General features: G+C 73.0%; 15 protein-coding genes. 7 read left to right on the forward strand and 8 right to left on the reverse strand.

Annotation, left to right across the window (positions count from 1 at the left end; genetic code table 11):
* Positions 1-37: 37 nt before the first annotated feature.
* Positions 38-2,059 carry a beta-galactosidase gene (locus tag QK442_RS05180; RefSeq protein ID WP_282692607.1) on the reverse strand — a complete coding sequence of 674 codons (2,022 nt, stop codon included), beginning with the start codon at positions 2,057-2,059 and terminating at the stop codon, positions 38-40.
* Positions 2,060-2,256: 197 nt separating this feature from the next.
* Here QK442_RS05180 and QK442_RS05185 point away from each other — a divergent pair, with 197 nt between their 5' ends.
* The 4 genes from QK442_RS05185 to QK442_RS05200 are packed head-to-tail and all read left to right on the forward strand — an operon-like array spanning position 2,257 to position 6,618.
* Positions 2,257-3,576, forward strand: a complete 1,320-nt coding sequence (locus QK442_RS05185; RefSeq protein ID WP_282692608.1) for an extracellular solute-binding protein — start codon at positions 2,257-2,259, stop codon at positions 3,574-3,576.
* On the forward strand, positions 3,573-4,658 hold the full coding sequence (locus QK442_RS05190) for a sugar ABC transporter permease (RefSeq protein WP_282692609.1): 1,086 nt from the start codon (positions 3,573-3,575) through the stop codon (positions 4,656-4,658). Before QK442_RS05185 ends, QK442_RS05190 begins: the two co-directional genes overlap by 4 nt.
* Positions 4,655-5,563 carry a carbohydrate ABC transporter permease gene (locus QK442_RS05195; RefSeq protein ID WP_282692610.1) on the forward strand — a complete coding sequence of 303 codons (909 nt, stop codon included), beginning with the start codon at positions 4,655-4,657 and terminating at the stop codon, positions 5,561-5,563. The genes QK442_RS05190 and QK442_RS05195 overlap by 4 nt, the downstream gene beginning before the upstream one ends.
* 29 nt (positions 5,564-5,592) lie before the next feature.
* The gene (locus tag QK442_RS05200) at positions 5,593-6,618 is read left to right on the forward strand and encodes a LacI family DNA-binding transcriptional regulator (protein WP_282692611.1); all 1,026 of its coding nucleotides are present in this window, start codon (positions 5,593-5,595) and stop codon (positions 6,616-6,618) included.
* 7 nt (positions 6,619-6,625) lie between these two features.
* Here the strand turns inward: QK442_RS05200 and QK442_RS05205 are convergent, their stop codons facing one another.
* The 6 genes from QK442_RS05205 to rhaI form a co-directional block, all read right to left on the reverse strand.
* Complete coding sequence (locus QK442_RS05205) at positions 6,626-7,261, reverse strand: lactate utilization protein C (RefSeq protein WP_282692612.1); 636 nt, start codon at positions 7,259-7,261, stop codon at positions 6,626-6,628.
* A complete protein-coding gene (locus QK442_RS05210) occupies positions 7,258-8,667 on the reverse strand; it encodes a LutB/LldF family L-lactate oxidation iron-sulfur protein (RefSeq protein WP_282692794.1) in 1,410 nt (469 codons plus the stop codon). Before QK442_RS05210 ends, QK442_RS05205 begins: the two co-directional genes overlap by 4 nt.
* Before the next feature lie 65 nt (positions 8,668-8,732).
* A complete protein-coding gene (locus tag QK442_RS05215; protein WP_282692613.1) occupies positions 8,733-9,449 on the reverse strand; it encodes a (Fe-S)-binding protein in 717 nt (238 codons plus the stop codon).
* Positions 9,449-10,873 (reverse strand): rhamnulokinase family protein, encoded by a 1,425-nt coding sequence (locus QK442_RS05220; protein ID WP_282692795.1) that lies wholly within the window; start codon positions 10,871-10,873, stop codon positions 9,449-9,451. The genes QK442_RS05215 and QK442_RS05220 overlap by 1 nt, the downstream gene beginning before the upstream one ends.
* A gap of 47 nt (positions 10,874-10,920) precedes the next feature.
* Positions 10,921-12,966: a bifunctional aldolase/short-chain dehydrogenase gene (locus QK442_RS05225; protein WP_282692614.1), complete on the reverse strand. Its 2,046-nt coding sequence runs from the start codon at positions 12,964-12,966 to the stop codon at positions 10,921-10,923.
* A gap of 55 nt (positions 12,967-13,021) precedes the next feature.
* On the reverse strand, positions 13,022-14,188 hold the full coding sequence (gene rhaI, locus QK442_RS05230) for an L-rhamnose isomerase (RefSeq protein ID WP_282692615.1): 1,167 nt from the start codon (positions 14,186-14,188) through the stop codon (positions 13,022-13,024).
* A gap of 172 nt (positions 14,189-14,360) precedes the next feature.
* On the opposite strand from rhaI, the gene QK442_RS05235 reads away from it, so the two are divergent.
* Positions 14,361-14,681 carry an L-rhamnose mutarotase gene (locus tag QK442_RS05235; protein ID WP_282692616.1) on the forward strand — a complete coding sequence of 107 codons (321 nt, stop codon included), beginning with the start codon at positions 14,361-14,363 and terminating at the stop codon, positions 14,679-14,681.
* Positions 14,682-14,842: 161 nt separating this feature from the next.
* On the forward strand, positions 14,843-15,871 hold the full coding sequence (locus QK442_RS05240; protein ID WP_282692796.1) for a LacI family DNA-binding transcriptional regulator: 1,029 nt from the start codon (positions 14,843-14,845) through the stop codon (positions 15,869-15,871).
* 24 nt (positions 15,872-15,895) lie between these two features.
* On the opposite strand, the gene xylA is transcribed toward QK442_RS05240, so the two are convergent.
* Positions 15,896-17,068, reverse strand: a complete 1,173-nt coding sequence (gene xylA, locus QK442_RS05245; RefSeq protein WP_282692617.1) for a xylose isomerase — start codon at positions 17,066-17,068, stop codon at positions 15,896-15,898.
* Positions 17,069-17,220: 152 nt separating this feature from the next.
* Between xylA and xylB the strand changes: the two genes are divergently transcribed.
* Entirely contained in the window at positions 17,221-18,699 is a 1,479-nt protein-coding gene (gene xylB, locus QK442_RS05250; protein ID WP_282692618.1) for a xylulokinase, read from the forward strand.
* Positions 18,700-18,734 lie beyond the last annotated feature (35 nt).

Genomic DNA, 18,734 nt, shown 5'->3' on the forward strand with positions numbered 1-18,734 from the left:
CCGGGGAGTTCCGGGGGGAGAGAGGAGCGCGTGGGGCTCAGCCGTCCAGGCGGACGACGCGTACGGCTCCGGCGGGGACGGTGAGCCTGCCGGTCACCCGCGCCCCTTCGAGGAGTTCGGTGCCGGGGCCGTCCAGAGGCACCTCCGACTCCGCGGCCGTGTGGTTGAGCGCGAAGACGTAGTGGCCGTGCGCGCCGGCCCGGCGGACGACCTCCACGTCCCGGGCGAGCCCGGTGCGGCCCGGGACGCCGGCGTCCTCGGCCGCCGCGCCGACGATCGCGTCGAGCGAGGCCGCGTCGAGGCGGGTGGAGACGTACCAGGCGGTGCCGCGCCCGAGCCGGTTCCGGGTGACGGCGGGCCCGCCGGCGGCCGGCCCGTCCGCGTACGTCCAGACGGTCTCGGCGCCGCGCGGCCGGACGGACTCCGTCCACACGTCGCCGGTGAGCGCGGCGCCGCCGGGGCCGGTGATCCCTACCCGCTGGTGGTCCAGGAGCGGCGACCACTCGTCGACCGTGAGGCCGAGGACGTCCCGCAGGGCGCCGGGGTGGGCGCCGGGGTGGACGGCGTCGTGCTCGTCGACGATCCCGGAGAAGTACGAGACGACGAGGGTGCCGCCGTTCTCCACGTACTCCCGCAGGTTCTGCCCCGCGGCCTCCGTCATCAGGTAGAGGGCCGGGACGACGACCAGCGGATAGGCGGAGAGGTCGGCCTCGGGGTGGGCGAAGTCCACCGTGAGGTGCCGGTCGTAGAGGGTCTCGTAGAAGCTGTCGGCGCGCTCCCGGGCGTCGTGGGCCTCGTTCGGCCGCCATTCCAGGCCCTGCGCCCACCAGGAGTGCCAGTCCCACAGCATCGCCACGTCCGGGACGGTCCGGCTGCCCCGGACCTCCTCCAGGGCGCCGAGCCCGGCGCCGAGCTCGACGACCTCGCGCCAGATCCGGGTGTCGGTGCCGCCGTGCGGGACCATCGCCGAGTGGAACTTCTCGGCGCCGCGCCGGGACTGACGCCACTGGAAGAACATGGCGCCCTCGGAGCCGCGGGCGACGTGCGCGAGGGAGTTGCGGGCCATCTCGCCGGGGCGCTTGGCCGGGTTGCGGGGCTGCCAGTTGACGCCCGAGGTGGAGTGCTCCAGGAGCAGCCAGGGGGCGCCGCCGGCGACGGAGCGGGTCAGGTCGGCGGCCATGGCGAGGTTGACGTGGGTGCGGCGGCCGTCGGTGATGAGGTAGTGGTCGTTGGTGACGAGGTCGACCTCGCGGCCCCACGCCCAGTAGTCGATCGAGTCGCACTGGCTGAGCGCGGTCATGAAGTTGGTGGTGACCGGGACGCCGGGGGACAGCTCGTGCAGGATGTCCCGCTCGGCGCGGAAGTTCTCGCGAAGGGTGGCGTCGGCGAAGCGGCGGTAGTCGAGCCGCTGGGCCGGGTTGCCGACCGTGGGGGTGGTGCGGGGCGGCAGGATCTCCTCGTACGAGCCGTACCGCTGGCCCCAGAAGGCGGTGCCCCAGGCCTCGTTCACGGCCTCCACGGAGCCGTACGCGTCGTCCAGCCAGCGCCGGAAGTGCGCGGCGCAGCCGTCGCAGTAGCAGGCGCTGACGGGCACACCGTACTCGTTGTGGACGTGCCAGAGGGCGAGCGCCGGGTGGTCGGCGTAGCGGCGGGCCAGCTCGGTGGTGATCCGGGCGGCGGCCTCGCGGTAGGCGGGGGAGCTGTGGCAGATCGCGCCGCGTGAGCCGTACGTGTGGCGGACGCCGTCGGCGGTGACGGGCAGCGCCTCGGGGTGCGCGCGGTAGAACCAGGCGGGCGGGGCGACCGTGGGGGTGCCGAGGTCCACGCGGATGCCGTGGGCGTGGAGCAGGTCGAGGACGCGGTCGAGCCAGCCGAAGTCGTACCGGCCCCGCTCGGGCTCCAGGAGGGCCCAGGAGAAGATCCCGACGCTCACCATCGTGACGCCGGCCTCCCGCATCAGCCGCACGTCCTCCTGCCAGACGCTTTCCGGCCATTGCTCGGGGTTGTAGTCCCCGCCGAACGCGAGCCGGGACAGGCCCTTGGGGGGCGTCGGCGACATGAGTCTCTCCTGAACGGGCTGAGGCCAATGTTTGGGAACGTTCACACACTCGATTTCGATGTGGCAACGCAACATAACCCCACAGGAACAACCATTGACAAGTGTCCGGAACGTTTCTCTACTGTGAACGCTCACAGATGCATGGTCGGCCTCTCCGTCCGCAGGAGAGGCCCCTTTCGGTCAGGGAGAACCCACCCATGCCCCAGATCACGCGCCGCAGCCTCGCCGCCGCCACCGCCGTCCTCCTCGGCGCCACCGCGCTCACCGCCTGTGGATCCTCCGACTCCGGCGACGAGGCGGGCGGCGGGTCCGGCCCGGTCGAGCTCACCTACTGGGCCTGGGCGCCCGGCATGGACAAGGTCGCCGCCCTCTGGAACGCCGAACACCCCGACATCCAGGTCACGGTGCAGAAGCAGGCATCAGGCGACGACCTCGTCACCAAGATCATCACGGCCGCCAAGGCCCACAAGGGCCCCGACCTCGTCCAGGCCGAGTACCAGGCCCTGCCGACCCTGGTCAGCAACGACGCCCTCGCCGACATAGCCAAGGAGGTCCGCGGCGCCGAGGAGAAGTTCGCCCCCGGCATCTGGCGGCAGACCACCCTCGGCGGCGACGCCGTCTACGCCCTGCCGCAGGACTCCGGCCCGCTGATGTTCTTCTACCGCGAGGACCTCTTCGAGCAGTACGGCCTCACCGTCCCCACCACCTGGGACGAGTTCGCCGAGACCGCCCGCGCACTGAAGAAGAAGGACCCGAAGAAGGCCCTCACCACCTTCTCCGCCAACGACTCCGGCCTCTTCGCCGGCCTCGCCCAGCAGGCCGGCGCCCAGTGGTGGACCTTCGAGGGCGACACCTGGAAGGTCGGCATCGACGACGCCGCCACCAAGAAGGTCGCCGACTTCTGGGGCGGCCTGGTCGCCGAGGGCGCCATCGACAACCAGCCCATGTACACCCCCGCCTGGAACAAGGCCCTCAACACCGGCGAGCAGATCGCCTGGGTCTCCGCCGTCTGGGCCCCCGGCACCCTGGGCACCGCCGCCCCCGACACCAAGGGCAAGTGGGCCATGGCCCCCCTCCCGCAGTGGACCGAGGGCGAGAACGTCACCGGCAGCTGGGGCGGCTCCTCCACCGCCGTCACCAGCGACTCCAAGCACAAGGAAGCCGCCGCCCGGTTCGCCACCTGGCTGAACACCGACCCGAAGGCCCTCGCCGCCCTCGTCAAGGAGAGCGGCATCTACCCCGCCGCCACCGCCGCCCAGACCAGCGGCGCCCTCGCCAAGGCCCCCGACTACTTCGCCAACCAGCCCGACTTCTACACGAAGGCCGCCGAGATCGCGAAGACCACCGCCCCCGCCGCCTGGGGCCCCAACGTCAACGTCGCCTACACCGCCTTCAAGGACGAGTTCGGCAAGGCCGCCAAGGCCAGGACGGCCGCCGCCTTCGGCACCGCCCTCACCAGGCTCCAGGACGCCACGGTGAACGACCTCGCCAAGCAGGGCTTCGAGGTCGCCAAGTGACGCAGCCCCCCAAGGGCGCGCGCCGGTCGTACGGGGCCAAGACGGCCCCGTACGCCCACCCGTCGCCCACCACCACCCTCAAACGAGCGCGAAGCGCCCCCTACTTCTACCCGTCGCCCACCACCACCCTCGAACGAGCGCGAAGCGCCCCCTACTTCTACCCGTCGCCCACCACCACCCTCGAACGAGCGCGAAGCGCCCCCTACTTCTTCCTCCTCCCCGCAGCCGTCCTCTTCCTCCTCTTCTTCGCCCTCCCCATCGGCTACGCCGTCTGGCTCAGCCTCCACAAGGTCCAGATCAAGGGACTCGGCCTCGGCAAGGGCGCCAAGTCGGAGGTCTGGGCCGGCCTGGAGAACTACGCCTCCGCCCTCACCGACCCCGAGTTCCTCGCGAGCGCCCTGCGCGTCCTCGGCTACGGCGCCCTCGTCGTCCCCGTGATGCTCGGCCTCGCCCTCTTCTTCGCGCTCCTCCTCGACTCCCCGCGCGTCCGGGCCCGTTCCTTCGCCCGGCTGGCGATCTTCCTCCCGTACGCCGTCCCCGGCGTCATCGCCGCCGTCCTCTGGGGTTTCCTCTACCTCCCCACCGTCAGCCCCTTCCACCACCTCCTGGACAAGGCCGGCCTCCCGCAGCCCGACCTCATGGACGGCGGCCCCCTCTACCTCTCGATGGCCAACATCGCGATATGGGGCGGCACCGGCTTCAACATGATCGTCATCTACACCGCGCTGCGCGCCCTGCCCACCGAGGTGTACGAGGCGGCCAAGCTCGACGGCTGCTCCGAGCTCCGGATCGCGCTCCGCATCAAGATCCCGATGGTGGCGCCCTCCCTGGTCCTCACCTTCTTCTTCTCGATCATCGCCACCCTCCAGGTCTTCAACGAGCCCATGACGCTCAAGCCGCTCACCAACGGCATCCCCTCCACCTGGAGCCCCCTGATGAAGGTCTACAACGACGCGTTCACCGGCGGGAACATCCACGCGGCCTCCGCCACGGCCGTCCTCCTCGCCCTCGCCACCTTCGCGCTCTCCTTCGGCCTCCTCAGGATCTCCAACCGCCGCACCACGCAAGGAGCCAGCCGATGACCGGGCTCGCCTCCCCGCCGCTCCGCAAGGCGGCTCCCGCCGCCGGCACCACCCCCGGCGTCCCGCAGGCCCCGCCGCGCCGCACCGCCCTGCTGCCCACCACCGCGCTCGTCCTCGGCGCCCTGTACTGCCTGCTCCCCGTCGCCTGGGTGATCGTCGCCGCCACCAAGGCCGACGACGAGCTCTTCTCCACCTTCACCTTCCTCCCCGGCACCGGCCTCACCGACAACCTCGGCGAACTCACCGCCTACCGCGACGGCATCTACTGGAAGTGGATGGGCAACTCCGTCCTCTACGCCGGCCTCGGCGCCCTCCTGTCGACCGTCGTCTCCGCCTTCGCGGGCTACGCCCTCGCCGTCTACCGCTTCCGGGGCCGCGAGGTCTTCTTCAACGTCATGCTCACCGGCGTCCTCATGCCGCCGGTCATCCTCGCCATCCCCCAGTACCTGCTGATGGCCGAGGCCGACCTGACCGACAGCCACGCCTCCGTGCTGCTGCCGCTGATCCTCTCCCCGTACGGCGTCTACCTCGGCCGCGTCTACGCCGAGGCCGCCATCCCCATGGAACTGGTCGAGGCGGGCCGCATGGACGGCGCCGGCGAGTGGCGGATCTTCACCCGGATCGCCGTCCCGATGCTCGCCCCCGGCCTGGTGACGATCTTCCTCTTCCAGTTCGTCGCCATCTGGAACAACTTCCTGCTGCCGTTCATCATGCTCGGCGACGACGAGAAGTTCCCCATGACCGTCGGCCTGTTCACCCTCCTCAAGCAGGGTGCCAGTCAGCCCGCCCTCTACACCCTCGTCATCACCGGCGCACTGCTCGCCGTCGTCCCCCTGATCGCCCTCTTCCTCGTCATCCAGCGGTTCTGGAGCCTCGACCTGCTGTCGGGCGCCGTAAAGTCCTGAGCACAGGGGAACGAGGGGAAACACACAGCATGAGCACAGCAGCGAGCAGGCGCCGCCCCGCGACCATCCACGACGTGGCCCGCGAGGCCGGCGTCTCCCGCGGAACCGTCTCCCGCGTCCTCAACGGCGGCCACTACGTCAGCCCGGCGGCCAAGGCGGCCGTCGACGCCGCGATCCGCAGAACGGGGTACGTCGTCAACCGGCACGCCCGCTCGCTGATCACCGGCAGGTCCGACTCGGTCGCCTTCCTCCTCACCGAACCGCAGGAGCGCTTCTTCGAGGACCCCAACTTCAACGTCCTCCTGCGCGCCTGCACCCAGGCCCTCGCCGACCGCGACATCCCCCTCATCCTGATGATCGCCGGCACCGAGGACGAGCGCCGCCGCAACCTCCGCTACATCGAGGCCGGCCACGTCGACGGCGTCCTCCTCGTCTCCAGCCACTCCGGCGACCCCGTCGTGGCACGGCTCCACGAGGCCGGCGTCCCCGTCGTCGCCTGCGGCAAACCGCTCGGCCAGACCACCCGCATCGGGTACGTCGCCGCCGACGACCGCGACGGCGCCCGCGAGATGGTCCGCCACCTGTACGCCACCGGGCGGCGCCGCATCGCCACCGTCACCGGCCCCCTCGACACCCCCGGCGGCGTCGAACGGCTCGCCGGCTACCGCGAGACCCTCGCCGCCTGCGGCCTCCCCGTCGACGAGGAGCTGATCGTCACCGGCGACTACAGCCGCGCCGGCGGCGCCGAGGCCGCCCGCACCCTCCTGGAGCGGGCGGCGGACGTCGACGCCGTCTTCGTCGCCTCCGACCTGATGGCCCAGGGCGTCCTCGACACCCTCGCCCGCGCCGGCAAGCGGGTCCCCGAGGACATCGCCGTCGGCGGCTTCGACGACTCCCCGGCCGCGCTCGACTCCCAGCCGCCGCTCACCACCATCCGGCAGCCCTGGGACCGGATCAGCGCCGAGATGGTCCGCACCCTCCTCGCCCGGATAGCGGGCGAGGACCCGGCGACCGTCATCCTCCCCACGGAGCTGGTGGTCCGCGACTCGGCCTGACCTCCCGTCAGGACGCGCCCCGGACCAGGACCACCTCCAGGGTCCGGGGCCCGTGCACGCCCTCGACCCGGTCGAGCTCGATGTCACTGGTCGCGGAAGGGCCGGAGATCCAGGTCAGGGGCCGCCGCGGATCGAGCCGCGGCAGCGCCAGCGGCACGGAGGCGACGACCTGGTCCTCCCGTACGACACAGACGTGCAGGTCCGGCACGAGCGTGAGCACCCGGCGGCCCTGCCCCGGCCCGCCGTCGAGGACGATCGTGCCGGTCTCGGCGACGGCCAGCGCACAGCCCGTCACCACGGCGTCGACCGTGTCCAGGACGCCCGGCGCGAGCCCGGTGTCCGGTACGCGCTCCACCCGCGCGGCGGCCAGCCACGCCGACGGCAGCCCGTCCGGCACCGCGACCGTACGGGCTCCGCGCCCGTCGAGCAGCCGGGCGACAAGGCCGGGCAGCCCGGCCGGGTCGGTGCGGTGCACATGGGCCCGGTAGTCGGCCAGGTTCTCGTGGAGCAGATCCAGCACCGCGTCCGGATCGTCCGGGGTGTGGCGCGTCCGGTAGGCGCGGGGCGGCTCCGGCGCCTCGGGGGCGTCCGCGACGGCGGACCGGATACGGGCGAGGATCCGCTCGCGGGAGTTCTGGTTCACGTACGGTTCTTCTTCCACCAGTCACGGAACGGTTCCGCGGGCAGTCCGGGCAGGTCGCGGCTCTCCGACCACGGACCGACGCCCGGCCCGGGCAGCTTCCTGGGGTGCAGCGCACGGGTCTTCGACGCGACGCGCTCGCCCGCCGCGAGGACGCCCGGGTGGTCGAGGACCCAGCCCGCCGCCTTGATCGCGGCCTTCTCCAGGCGGTGGCCCTTGCCACCCCGGTCCGCGACCTTCCCCCGCAGATGGACGAGGACCTCGGGGATGTCGATGGCGACCGGGCACACCTCGTAGCAGGCCCCGCACAGCGAGGACGCGTACGGCAGGGAGGCGTCGACCTCGCCGGCCGTGCCGCGCAGCTGCGGGGTGAGGATCGCGCCGATCGGCCCCGGGTAGACGGAGCCGTACGCGTGCCCTCCCGCCCGCTCGTACACCGGGCACACGTTGAGACAGGCCGAGCAGCGGATGCAGCGCAGCGCCTGCCGGCCGACCTCGTCGGCGAGCGCGTCGGTGCGCCCGTTGTCGAGGAGGACGAGGTGGAAGGTCCGCGGGCCGTCGCCGTCGGTGGTGCCGGTCCACATGCTCGTGTACGGGTTCATCCGCTCGGCCGTCGAGGAGCGGGGGAGCGTCTGGAGGAAGACCTCCAGGTCCCGCCAGGACGGCACCACCTTCTCCACGCCGACGACGGAGATCAGCGTCTCGGGAAGGGTGAGGCACATCCGCCCGTTGCCCTCCGACTCCACCACCACGAGGGTGCCGGTCTCGGCGACCATGAAGTTCGCCCCGGAGATCCCGACCTTCGCCCGCAGGAACTTCTCCCGCAGGTGCAGCCGGGCCGCCTCCGCGAGCTCGGCGGGGGAGTCGGACAGTCCGTCCGGCGCCGGGCGCCCCCAACGCCCCATCTCCTCACGGAAGATGTCGCGGATCTCGCCCCGGTTGCGGTGGATCGCCGGGACCAGGATGTGCGAGGGCCGGTCCTCGCCGAGCTGCACGATCAGCTCGGCGAGATCGGTCTCGTAGGCGCGGATGCCCTCGGCCTCCAGGGCCTCGTTGAGCCCGATCTCCTGCGTGGCCATCGACTTGACCTTGACGACCTCGGTCTCGCCGGTGGCCTTCACCAGGTCCGCGACGATCCGGTTGGCCTCGGCCGCGTCCGCCGCCCAGTACACGGTCCCGCCCGCCGCCGTCACCGCCTCCTCCAACTGGAGGAGATACACGTCGAGGTGACGGAGCGTCCGGTCCTTGATCCGCCTGCCCGCCTCGCGCAGCTCGGCCCAGTCGTCCAGTTCGGCCACGGCCCGCGCCCGCTTGTCGCGGATCGTGTGCGTGGCGTGCCGCAGGTTCGCCCGCAGCGTCGGGTTCCGGGTCGCCTCCCGCGCGGCCTCCGGGAAGGCCGGCATCCCCATGAACGCCCGCCCGTCACCCGACCACCGCCCCTCATCGAGCGCTGACGCGCACCCCTTCTCGTCTTTCACCGCCAGGGCTCCTCTTCCGTGCTCGCCAGGATCTCCGCCAGGTGCACCGCCCGCAGCGGCGCCCTCTGCCGGCTCAGCATGCCGCCCACGTGCAGCAGGCACGAGTTGTCCGCGCCGCACAGCACCCCGGCGCCGGTCGACACCGCGTTCGCCACCTTGTCCGCGCCCATCGCCGCCGAAACGTCCGGGTTCTTCACCGCGAAGGTGCCGCCGAAGCCGCAGCACTCCTCCGCCCCCGGCAGCTCCACCAGACCGAGCCCCTTCACCGCCTCCAGGAGGCGGCGCGGCCGCTCGCCGAGGCCCAGAAGCCGCAGCCCGTGACAGGACGGGTGGTACGTCACCTGGTGCGGGAAGTACGCGCCCACGTCGGTCACGCCCAGCACGTCCACCAGGAACTCGGTCAGCTCGTACGTGCGCGGCCCGAGCGCCGCCGCCTCGGGCCCGAAGGGCGGATAGTGGTGGCGGACCATCGCCGCGCACGACCCCGACGGGACGACCACGTGGTCGTACCCCGCGAAGGCGCGGACCGTGCGTCGCACCAGCGGACCGGTCTCCCGCCGGTAGCCGGTGTTGAACTGCGGCTGCCCGCAGCAGGTCTGCGCCGCCGGGAAGTCGACCTCCACGCCGAGCCGTTCGAGGAGCCGGACCGTGGCCACCCCGGTCGACGGGAAGACGGCGTCGTTGACGCAGGTGACGAAGAGGGCGACGCGCATCAGCAGTTCCTCGGGGACGGTTCGACCCGGGCGGCGGCCCGGTCCCAGGCGGAGCCGTCGCCCCGCGGCTCGTAGTGTCGCAGGGGCTGGGTGCGGGCGACCAGGCGACGCACGGAGGCGAGATCGCCGACCAGGCCCGCGGCGCGTGCCTGCACCAGCACGTTCCCCAGCGCCGTCGCCTCCACGGGGCCCGCCGTGACCGGCAGCCCCGTCGCGTCCGCCGTCCACTGGCACAGCGGCGCGTTCCGCGCGCCGCCGCCCACCAGGTGGATCCGGCGGACGTCCCGCCCGGCGAGCGCGGCGGCCCGCCGCAGGGTGCGGCGGTGCGCCAGGGCCAGCGACTCCAGGACGCAGCGCAGCACCGCCGCCGGAGACCCGGGAACCGGCTGCCCGGTGCGCCGACAGAACTCCGCGATCCGCTCCGGCATGTCCCCGGGTGCCAGGAACTCCGGCGCGTCCGGATCGATCAGCGAGATGAACGGCCGCTCCCGCACCGCCTCTTCGAGCAGGGAGGGCAGGTCCACCGCGTACCCCCGTCCCTCCCAGGTCCTGCGGCACTCCTCCCACAGCCACAGCCCCATCACGTTCCGCAGGAACCGGACCGTGCCGTCCACCCCCCGCTCGTTGGTGAAGTTCGCCGCCCGCGCCTCCTCCGTCAGCACGGGCCCCGGCAGCTCCAGGCCCGCGAGCGACCAGGTGCCGCAGGAGACGAACGCCGTGTCGGGCCCGGTGGCGGGCACCGCCACCACCGCCGACGCCGTGTCGTGCGAGGCGACCGTCGTCACCGGCGTCCCCTCCGGCAGACCCGTCTCCGCGGCGACGTGCGGCAACAGCGTTCCCGCCGGGTCGCCGGGGGCCCGCAGCGGCGGCAGCAGCCCGGGAGCGATCCCGAGCCGGGCCGTCAGCTCCTCCGACCACCTGCCGGCCCGCACGTCGAAGAGCCCGGTCGTCGAGGCGTTGGTCTCCTCCGCGCCGACCGTTCCCGTCAGCCAGTACGCGATCAGGTCCGGTATCAGCAACATCGTTCGCGCCGACGCGAGTTGGGCGGTTCCGGCGGCGGACGCCAGCTGGAAGACGGTGTTGAACGGCAGGTGCTGGAGCCCGGTCGTCCGGTACAGCTCCGCCGCGCCCCCGACCCGCTCCCCCACCTTCTCCGCGACCCCGTCCGTCCGCCCGTCGCGATAGTGGTACGGGGCGCCCAGAAGGGCCCCGTCGGCGTCGAGGAGCCCGTGGTCCACCGCCCAGGCGTCCACCCCGACCGAGTCCACCGCACCCGAACGGCTCGCCGCCCGCAGCCCGTCGAGCACCCCCCGGTAGAGCCCGAGCACGTCCCAGCGCAGCCCGTCCGGCAGCCGTACCGGCACGTTCGGGAAGCGGTGCACCTCCGTCAGCTCCAAGGTCCCGGGGCCGACCTGACCGACCATCACCCGCCCGCTGGTGGCCCCGAGGTCGGCCGCCGCGAAACGCCCGCTCACCGCAGGAAGGCCGCGGCGACACCCGCGTCGACGGGGACGTGCAGGCCGGTGGTGTGGGTGAGGTCGCCACCGGTGAGGGCGAAGACCGCGTTCGCGACGTGCTCGGGCAGGACCTCGCGCTTGAGGAGGGTCCGCTGGGCGTAGAACTCGCCGAGCTTCTCCTCCTCGATGCCGTAGGTGGCGGCGCGCTGGGCACCCCAGCCACCCGCGAAGATCCCCGAACCACGCACCACGCCGTCGGGGTTGACCCCGTTGACGCGGATGCCGTGCTCGCCCAGCTCGGCGGCGAGGAGCCGCACCTGGTGGGCCTGGTCGGCCTTGGTGGCGGAGTAGGCGATGTTGTTCGGTCCCGCGAAGACCGCGTTCTTGGAGACGATGGAGACGATGTCGCCGCCGAGGCCCTGCGCGATCATGATCCGGGCGGCCTCGCGGGAGACGAGGAAGGAACCGCGGGCCATGACGGCGTGCTGGAGGTCCCAGTCGCGGGCCGTGGTCTCAAGCAGGGGCTTGGAGAGGGAGATGCCGGCGTTGTTGACGACGAGGTCGACGCCGCCGAAGGCGAGGACGGCCTCACGGAACGCGGCGGTGATCTGCTCCTCGGAGGTGACGTCGACGGTGACCGCGACGACCTTGTCCGGCCCGCCCAGCTCCTCGGCGACCGCACCGGCGTTGTCGCCGTTCAGGTCGGCGACCACGACGCACGCGCCCTCGGCGGCCAGCCGCCGCGCGACGGCCTTGCCGATGCCCGACCCCGCACCCGTCACCAGCGCCACCCGGGTGGCGAGCGGCTTCGGCTTCGGCATCCGCCGCAGCTTCGCCTCCTCCAGCTCCCAGTACTCGATGCGGAACTTCTCCGCCTCCTCGATGGGGGCGTAGGAGGAGACGGCCTCGGCGCCGCGCATCACGTTGATCGCGTTGACGTAGAACTCGCCCGCCACCCGGGCGGTCTGCTTGTCCTTCCCGAAGGAGAACATGCCGACGCCGGGCACGAGGACGATCGCCGGGTCCGCGCCCCGCATCACGGGGGAGCCCTCGGTGGCGTGCCGCGCGTAGTAGGCCGCGTACTCCTCCCGGTAGGCGGTGTGGAGTTCGCCGAGCCGGGTGAGGACGGTGTCCAGGGGCGCGTCGGCCGGCAGGTCCAGGACGAGCGGGCGGACCTTGGTGCGCAGGAAGTGGTCGGGGCAGGAGGTGCCCAGGGCCGCGAGGCGCGGGTGCTCGGTGCGGGCGAGGAAGTCGAGGACCGTGCCGGAATCGGTGAAGTGGCCGACCTGCGGCCGGTCCCGGGAGGCGATCGCCCGGACGTACGGGGCCAGGGCCGCGGCCCGCTCCCGGCGCGCCTCGGCGGGCAGAGCTCCGTACCCCTCGATCACCGGTCCGAACGGCTCGGGCCGTCCCCGCTCCGCGAGGAAGGCCTCGGCCGTGCGGATCATCCACAGGGCGTTCCGCTCGCACTCCTCGGCGCTCGCGCCCCAGGCGGTGATGCCGTGCCCGCCGAGGACCACGCCGACGGCCCCGGGGTGGTCCTCTTCGACCGCCGCGATGTCCAGGCCCAGTTGGAAGCCGGGGCGCCGCCACGGCACCCACGCCACCTTTCCGCCGTAGCACTCCGCCGTCAGCTTCTCGCCGTCGGCGGCGCAGGCGAGCGCGATGCCCGAGTCCGGGTGGAGGTGGTCGACGTGCGGCGCGTCCACCAGGCCGTGCATGGCGGTGTCGATCGACGGGGCCGCGCCGCCCCTGCCGAACAGGCAGTGGTCGAAAGCGGCGACCATGTCGTCCTCGCGTTCCACGCCCGGGTAGACGTCCCTGAGCGCCCGCAGCCGGTCGAGGCGGAGGACGGCGAGGCCGTCCTCGGTGAGGGTGCCGAGGTCGCCCCCGGAGCCCTTCACCCACATCAGCTCCACGTCCCCGCCGGTGACCGGGTCGGTGACGGAGCCCTTGGCGGAGGCGTTGCCGCCCGCGTAGTTGGTGACGGTCGGGTCGGCGCCGAGGCGGTGGGCGCGGGCGAGGAGCGCGGCGACCTCGGGGTGCGTGCCGGAAGTCATGAGGGTCTTCCTTCGGGAGATCGGGGAGAGGGAGGCGGGGGAGGGGAGGAGCGGGTCACGCGCCCCAGCCGGCCTGGGCGCCGCCGACGCGCTCGGCGGCGATCCGCTCCAGGCGGCCGGAGCGGAGGGTGGCGGCGAGCGGGTCCGGGTCGAGGCCCTGCTCCTCGCGGAGTTCGCGCAGCAGCGGGCGTACGTCGGTGTCGTAGGCGTCCATCAGGACGGCGTTGGCGCCGAGCACGTCGCCGGAGCGCTGGGCGGCGGCGAGGGCGTCGGCGTCGACGAGGAGGGCCTTGGCGGTGGCCTCCTGCACGTTCATCACGGAACGGATGACGGCGGGGACCTTCGCCTCGACGTTGTGGCACTGGTCGAGCATGAAGGCGATGCCCGCCTCGGGGGCCAGGCCGCCGCCCCGGACCACCTCGTGCATGATCCTGAAGAGCTGGAAGGGGTCGGCGGCGCCGGCCATCAGGTCGTCGTCGGCGTAGAAGCGGGAGTTGAAGTCGAAGCCGCCGAGCTTCCCCCGGCGCAGCAGCAGGGCGACGATGAACTCGATGTTGGTGCCCGGCGCGTGGTGGCCGGTGTCCACCACGACCTGTGCCCGGGGGCCGAGTTCGAGGCAGTGGGCGTAGGCGGTTCCCCAGTCCGGGACGTCGGTGGTGTAGAAGGCGGGCTCGAAGAACTTGTACTCCAGGAGCAGCCGCCGGCCGTCCCCGAGCCGTCCGTAGACCTCCGACAGCGCCTCCGCGAGCCGCTCCTGACGAGCCGTCATGTCATCCTGGCCGGGGTAGTTGGTGCCGTCCGCGAACCACAGCTTCAGATCCGTCGACCCGGTCGCGTCCATGATGTCGACGCATTCGAGGAGGTGGTTCACCGCCCTGCGGCGGACCCGTGCGTCCGGGTGGCAGACGCTGCCCAGCCGGTAGTCGTCCTCCTGGAAGGTGTTGGAGTTGATCGCGCCCAGCTCCAGACCCCGCTCCTTCGCGTACGCGGCGAGGGCGGCGTAGTCGTCGACCCGGTCCCACGGGATGTGCAGGGAGACCTTCGGGGCGACGCCGGTGCGGGCGTGCACCTCGGCCGCGTCGTCGAGCTTCTCGTACGGGTCCCGGGGCACGCCGGGCTGGGTGAACACCTTGAAGCGGGTGCCGGAGTTCCCGTAGCCCCAGGAGGGGGTCTCGATCCGCTGGGCGGCGAGGGTGGCCTTCACGGCGGCGATGTCGGGCATGTCCACCTCGGTGAGTTCAGAGTGTTCAATGAATCGATTCATTCCCGGTGGAAGCTAGTGTGCACCCAAGGTGCCGTCAAGGTCCTTGACCGTTGCCGTGGCGCCGATCTAGCGTCCGGAGGGAAGAAATCTGAAACATTTCATTCACTGCCTCTGATCCGAGGAGCCCGCCGTGCAGAGGGTCTGTTTCCTGCTGAAGGTCCGCGCCGAGCGCGCCGAGGAGTACCGGGCGCGCCACGTCGAGGTGTGGCAGGAGATGCGCGACGCGCTCACCGCCGCCGGCTGGCGCGACTACTCCCTCTTCCTGCGGGAGGACGGCCTCCTCGTCGGCTATCTGGAGACCGAGGACTTCGACGCGGCCCGCGCCGCCATGGAGGCCGCCGACGTGAACGCGCGCTGGCAGGCCGAGACGGCCGGCTTCTTCGAGGAGCTCGACGGGCGGCGGCCGGACGAGGCGATGCGCCCGCTGACCGAGGTCTTCCACCTCGCGTGAGCGGAGCCGTACATGTGAGTGGAGCCGTACAGGAACGGGCTGTGCGGAGGGAGCCGTACGTGCGCGAGCGGGCCGCATAGGATGCGACAGGTGGCGGCGACCCCGGGCGGACGGGGCGGCAGGGGCAGGACGGACGACCAGGTGGGACGCAGGTGGGACGGGTGACGGGCGCCGCGCGGACGGTCGGGATCAAGGACGTGGCCCGGGAGGCCGGCGTCTCCGTCGGCACCGTCTCCAACGTGATCAACCAGCCCGACCGGGTCTCCCCGGCGACCCTGGAACACGTCCGCCGGGTCATCGACCGGCTCGGCTACGTGCGCAGCGAGTCCGCCCGCCAGCTGAGGGCCGGCCGCAGCCGGATCATGGCGCTGCTCGTCCTCGACATGGGCAACCCCTTCTTCGTGGACATCGCGCGCGGCGCCGAGCGCACCGCCCGCGCCGCCGGGCTCGGCGTCATGGTCTGCAACAGCGACCAGAACCCCGGCGATGAGGCCGACTACCTCTCCCTCTTCGCCGAGCAGCGGGTCCGGGGCGTCCTCGTCACCCCCGCCGACCCCAGCGGCGACAACCTCCGCGACTTCCGCCGGCACGGCATCCCCTACGTCCTGGTCGACCGGGTCGGCGGGGACGGAGGCGGCTGCTCGGTCTCCGTCGACGACGTCGCCGGCGGCTCCCTCGCGATCCGCCACCTCGCCGCCACCGGCCACCGCTCCTTCGCGTACGTCAGCGGCCCCGACCGCCTCCAGCAGGTGCGGGACCGCCGCGAGGGCGCGCTGCTCGCCCTCGCCGAGGCGGGCCTGCCCGCCACCGCCCTCCAGGAGATCCCGGCCGACCGGCTCGACGTGGCCTCGGGGCGGGACGCCGGCTCCCGGCTGCTCGGCCTCGCCGATCGCCCGACCGCCGTCTTCTGCGCCAACGACCTGCTGGCCCTCGGTGTCCTCCAGGCGCTGTACGCGGCCGGGGTGCGGGTCCCGGAGGACATGGCGATCGTCGGCTACGACGACATCGAGTTCGCGGCCGCCGCCACCGTGCCGCTCACCTCCGTGCGCCAGCCGGCCCTGATCCTGGGGGCCAAGGCCGCCGAACTGCTCCTGGAGGAGACCGGCGAGGCGGCGGCGGAGCACCGGCACCGGCAGGTGGTGCTCCAGCCGGAGCTGGTCGTCCGCCGCTCCACCCTCTCCGGTCGCTGACGGCCGCCGCCCCGGGAGCAGGCCTCAGGGCCGTACGCCCAACAGGTGCTCCAGGGCGAGCTGGTCGAGCCGCTCGAAGGCCATCGAGCGGGCGGCGGCCGCGTCCACGTCGAAGGTCTCGTACGCGGTCGGGTCGGCCAGCAGCTCGGCAAGGCCCTCGCCGGCGGTCGGCACGGCCAGTTCGGGCAGCCGGGAGGCGGCCAGGGCCTCCCGGACCTCCGGGTCGGCGCGGAAGGCGGCGGCCCGCTCCTTGAGGATCAGGTAGTTGCGCATGCAGTTCCTCGCCGACTCCCAGACCCCGTCGAAGCCGTCGGTGCGCACCGGCTTGAAGTCGAAGTGGCGCGGTCCGGTGTAGCCGGCCGACTCCAACAGGTCGACGAGCCAGAACGCCTGGCGCAGATCGCCCGCGCCGAACCGGAAGTCCTGGTCGTACTTGATGCCGGACTGGCCGTTGAGGTCGATGTGGAAGAGCTTGCCCGCCCACAGGGCCTGCGCGATCCCGTGCGGGAAGTTGAGCCCCGCCATCTGCTCGTGGCCCGTCTCCGGGTTCACGCCCACGAGTTCGGGCCGCTCCAGGCGCTCGATGAAGGCGAGGGCGTGGCCGACGGTCGGCAGCAGGATGTCGCCGCGGGGCTCGTTCGGCTTGGGCTCGATCGCGAACCGGAGGTCGTACCCCTGCTCGGCGACGTACTGGCCGAGCAGGTCGAAGGCCTCCTTCATCCGGTCCAGGGCCACCCGCACGTCCTTGGCCGCGCCGGACTCGGCGCCCTCGCGCCCGCCCCAGGCGACGTACACCCGCGCGCCGAGCTCCACGGCCAGATCGATGTTCCGGATCGTCTTGCGCAGCGCGTAGCGGCGCACGTCCCGGTCGTTGGCGGTGAAGGCGCCGTCCTTGAAGACCGGGTGGGCGAAGAGGTTGGTGGTGGCCATGGGGACCTGGAGGCCGGTGCGGTCCAGGGCGTCCCGGAACCGCTTCACGGCGGCCTCGCGCTCCCCCTCCGGCGCGCCGAAGGGGATGAGGTCGTCGTCGTGGAAGGTGACGCCGTACGCCCCCAGGGCGGCCAGCCGCTCGACCGACTCGACCGGGTCGAGGGCGGGGCGGGTCGCGTCGCCGAAGGGGTCGCGGCCCTGCCAGCCGACGGTCCACAGACCGAAGGTGAACCGGTCCTCGGGGGTGGGGGAGAAGCGCTCGGGCATGGTGATCCTTCTTCTGCGGATTGCCGATGGCTGCTGACGGGCTGCTGACGGAGCTGGCGGCCAGATTTGTTTTCTGCGATAACTAATACGCCACCGGCGCCGCGCGGCGCCAGACCCGAACCGAGTGAGAAGAAGTGGGAAGAGGTGAGGACGTGTCCGTGAGCCGCTCCGTCGTGATCGGTGTGGACAGCTCCACGCAGTCCGCCAAGGCCGTCGCCGTCGACGCCGCCACCGGCGAGGTCCTCGGCATCGGCCGCGCCCCGCACACCGTCACCGGCACCGGCGGCGCCCGCGAGAGCGACCCCGAGGAGTGGTGGACCGCTCTGGTCACCGCCGTCCGCGCGGCGGTACGCACAGCGGGCATCGCCCCGGAGGCGGTCACCGGCATCGCCGTCGCCGGACAGCAGCACGGGCTCGTGGTGCTCGGCTCCGGCCACCGGCCGCTGCGCCCCGCCCTCCTCTGGAACGACACCCGCTCCGCCCCTCAGGCCGCCGCCCTCACCGAGCGCCTCGGCGGCCCGAAGGCCTGGCTGGACCGGACCGGCTCCGTCCCCGTCGCCTCCATGACCGCCGCCAAGTGGCAGTGGCTGCGCGAGCACGAACCCCACCACGCCGAGGCCGCCACCGCCGTCCGCCTCCCGCACGACCTGCTCACCGAGCGCCTCTCGGGCGAGGCCGTCACCGACCCCGGCGACGCCTCGGGCACCTGCTGGTACGCCACCGCCGACGGCGCCTACGACGCCCGCCTCCTGGACCTCCTCGGCCTCGACGCGGCGCGGCTCCCGGTGGTGGCCCCCGCCGGCGCCACCCGCGCCGGCGGCCTGACCGCTGCCGCCACCGAGGCCCTGGGCCTGCCCCGTACGGTCGCCGTCGCCGCCGGCACCGGCGACAACATGGCGGCCGCCGTCGGCCTCGGCCTCGGCGCCGCCGGCCTCCTCGACCACCCGGTCGTCAGCCTCGGCACCTCCGGCACCGTCTTCGCCGCGACCCGCACCCGCCCCGCCGACCCCGCCCTCGCGGGCTTCGCCGCCACCGACGGCACGTATCTGCCCCTCGGCTGCACCCTCAACTGCACGCTCGCCGTGGACCGTTTCGCCACGCTCCTCGGCCTCGACCGCGAGGACGCACGTCCCGGCGGAGAGACGGTCGTCCTCCCGTACCTCGACGGCGAACGCACCCCCGACCTGCCCGCCGCCTCCGGCCTCGTCACCGGCCTGCGGCACACGACCGACCCCCGTGCGGTCCTCGGCGCCGCCTACGAGGGCGCCGCCTTCACCGTGCTCCGCGCCCTCGACGGCCTCCTCGCCGCCTGCGGCCTCGACCCCGCGGACCCGGCCGTACGCGACCGGCCGCTGCGCCTGATCGGCGGCGGCGCCCGAGGCAGGACCTGGACCGACACCGTCCGCCGCCTCTCCGGCCGCCCCCTCGTCGTCCCCGCCGCCGACGAACTCGTCGCCCTGGGCGCCGCCGCCCTCGCCGCGGGCGCGGCGACCGGCGAGGACCCGGTGGCCGTCGCGACCGCCTGGGGTACCGGCACGGGACGGACCCTGGAGGCCGTCCCCCGCGACGAGGAGACCTGGCGGCGGATCGAGGGGGTGCTGACGGTGGCGACGCCCGGGTTGCTGGCCTGAGGGGGATCGCCCCCCTCCTCCCGACGGGAGCCCGG

The sequence above is a fragment of the Streptomyces sp. CC208A genome (assembly GCF_030010625.1).
GTDB lineage: Bacteria > Actinomycetota > Actinomycetes > Streptomycetales > Streptomycetaceae > Streptomyces.

What these genes read in the sequence shown, in the direction of transcription:
- QK442_RS05200 (WP_282692611.1), top strand. Translation starts at nt 5,593, where the DNA reads ATGAGCACAGCAGCGAGCAGGCGCCGCCCCGCGACCATCCACGACGTG.
- QK442_RS05225 (WP_282692614.1), bottom strand. Translation starts at nt 12,966, where the DNA reads ATGACTTCCGGCACGCACCCCGAGGTCGCCGCGCTCCTCGCCCGCGCC.
- QK442_RS05185 (WP_282692608.1), top strand. Translation starts at nt 2,257, where the DNA reads ATGCCCCAGATCACGCGCCGCAGCCTCGCCGCCGCCACCGCCGTCCTC.
- QK442_RS05220 (WP_282692795.1), bottom strand. Translation starts at nt 10,873, where the DNA reads ATGGTCGGTCAGGTCGGCCCCGGGACCTTGGAGCTGACGGAGGTGCAC.
- QK442_RS05210 (WP_282692794.1), bottom strand. Translation starts at nt 8,667, where the DNA reads ATGGGGATGCCGGCCTTCCCGGAGGCCGCGCGGGAGGCGACCCGGAAC.
- QK442_RS05195 (WP_282692610.1), top strand. Translation starts at nt 4,655, where the DNA reads ATGACCGGGCTCGCCTCCCCGCCGCTCCGCAAGGCGGCTCCCGCCGCC.
- QK442_RS05215 (WP_282692613.1), bottom strand. Translation starts at nt 9,449, where the DNA reads ATGCGCGTCGCCCTCTTCGTCACCTGCGTCAACGACGCCGTCTTCCCG.
- QK442_RS05180 (WP_282692607.1), bottom strand. Translation starts at nt 2,059, where the DNA reads ATGTCGCCGACGCCCCCCAAGGGCCTGTCCCGGCTCGCGTTCGGCGGG.
- xylA (WP_282692617.1), bottom strand. Translation starts at nt 17,068, where the DNA reads ATGCCCGAGCGCTTCTCCCCCACCCCCGAGGACCGGTTCACCTTCGGT.
- rhaI (WP_282692615.1), bottom strand. Translation starts at nt 14,188, where the DNA reads ATGCCCGACATCGCCGCCGTGAAGGCCACCCTCGCCGCCCAGCGGATC.